We start from the raw sequence: 1,664 nt of genomic DNA on the forward strand, positions 1-1,664 counted from the left end.
CGAGCGCGGGCCGACCGCCCCCAGCGCGAGGCGACCGACGTTCGGGCGCCAGGTCGGCGGGGCGGCCCTCCGCGCCAGGCGACCGACGTTCGGGCACCGGGTCGGCAGGCTGGACGGGTGCGGGACCGGCGGGGCTCTGCGGCACTGGGCGGACAGCTCGGGCGGGGCGGGACGGCGGTGCTCGGGTGGGCCCGTCGAGGGCGCACGGACGGTGCGCGGATCGCGTGGAAAACGACTTCGGCCCGTCTGCGGGATTCGCAGACGGGCCGACGTTCCGGTGGGCGATACTGGGTTCGAACCAGTGACCTCTTCGGTGTGAACGAAGCGCTCTCCCACTGAGCTAATCGCCCGGACGCAGGGAGAACATTACCCCATGTCAGGGGGTGGCCGTGACCAGGCACAACCGGTGGTTCAGCGGGGCCGGCGCGGGCCGTCGACCGGTGATCCCACGGCCTTCTCCGCCCGAGAACCGCCGACGGTCACTGATCCTTGATCTTCCAGGGCATCGTCAGACCGAACTTCCACAGGTAGAAGCCCACCAGTGCGCCGATGATCACCAGGCCGACCGACGTCAGGATGATGTTGCGGCGCCTGACCCTCGGATCGAGAGCGCGCTGTGCCGCCTCGGTGACCTTGCGCTTCGTCCAGCGGAGTACCAGCTGGGCCCAGACGAACTCGGTCGCCCAGATCGCCATGCCGCCGAAGATCACGACCCAGCCCGGTCCGGGCAGCGGGAGCATGACGATGCCGGCGCCGACCACCGCGAGGCCGAGCACGAAGACTCCGACCTGCCAGCTCAGGTGCAGCATCCGGCGCGCTTTGACGAATTCCGGCGCCCGGGAGCCGAGGCCCTGCCCGCGCTGGTCGTCCGCCGTGCCCTCCGGCACCGAGTCGTCCGCGGCCACGAAAGCCTCACCCGGCTCGTCACTCCCCGTGTTCATACAGCCAGACCCTACCCGAGAGATTCCAGTCACCGGAATGGTGGTACTTCGCGAACGCGCTGTCGGCCGGATGAGTTACGTAAAGGCACGCAAAACACGCAGAGGGGTTTACAACGGCACCGTAGGTGGCATGTCGATTTCGCCGACGTGCGAATCCCCGAGCGCACACTGAGCGAAAGGCCCTGGCGCTTATGAACACCACGGTCAGCTGCGAGCTGCACCTGCGCCTCGTTGTGTCGAGCGAGTCCTCCCTGCCTGTCCCCGCAGGCCTGCGGTACGACACGGCCGACCCCTACGCCGTGCACGCCACCTTCCACACCGGAGCCGAGGAAACCGTCGAGTGGGTGTTCGCCCGCGACCTCCTCGCCGAGGGCCTGCACCGGCCCACGGGCACCGGCGACGTCCGTGTCTGGCCGTCGCGCAGCCACGGTCAGGGCGTCGTCTGCATCGCTCTGAGCTCTCCTGAGGGCGAGGCCCTGCTCGAGGCCCCAGCGCGGGCCCTGGAGTCCTTCCTGAAGCGAACGGACGCGGCCGTGCCCCCGGGCACGGAACACCGGCATTTCGATCTCGACCAAGAGCTCTCGCACATCCTGGCGGAGAGCTAGGGCGAAGGGCTCACACCGAGCCGCCCGGCGCCGTCCACTCGGGGAGACGGCTCGGGCCAGACCATCGCACAGAGCATGCGCCGACGCCGCTCCACGGGCACCCGTGGAGCGGCGTCGG

The 1,664-nt window shown here is 69.8% G+C and carries 2 protein-coding genes and 1 tRNA gene; 1 reads left to right on the forward strand and 2 read right to left on the reverse strand.

The genetic code is table 11. The features are described from left to right. Nucleotides 1-278: 278 nt before the first annotated feature. Together ACN6LD_RS23430 and ACN6LD_RS23435 are read right to left on the reverse strand one after the other, a co-directional pair. Nucleotides 279-350, reverse strand: a tRNA-Val gene (locus tag ACN6LD_RS23430). Between the two features lie 129 nt (nucleotides 351-479). Beyond that, nucleotides 480-941 carry a TIGR02611 family protein gene (locus ACN6LD_RS23435; RefSeq protein WP_319194595.1) on the reverse strand — a complete coding sequence of 154 codons (462 nt, stop codon included), beginning with the start codon at nucleotides 939-941 and terminating at the stop codon, nucleotides 480-482. A gap of 191 nt (nucleotides 942-1,132) precedes the next feature. Between ACN6LD_RS23435 and ACN6LD_RS23440 the strand changes: the two genes are divergently transcribed. Then, a complete protein-coding gene (locus tag ACN6LD_RS23440; protein ID WP_004002642.1) occupies nucleotides 1,133-1,546 on the forward strand; it encodes an SsgA family sporulation/cell division regulator in 414 nt (137 codons plus the stop codon). The last annotated feature ends 118 nt before the right edge of the window (nucleotides 1,547-1,664 follow it).

This window comes from Streptomyces sp. SAS_272, from assembly GCF_052543235.1.

Coding starts and splice junctions, on each gene's coding strand:
- ACN6LD_RS23435 (WP_319194595.1), bottom strand. CDS start 941: ATGAACACGGGGAGTGACGAGCCGGGTGAGGCTTTCGTGGCCGCGGAC.
- ACN6LD_RS23440 (WP_004002642.1), top strand. CDS start 1,133: ATGAACACCACGGTCAGCTGCGAGCTGCACCTGCGCCTCGTTGTGTCG.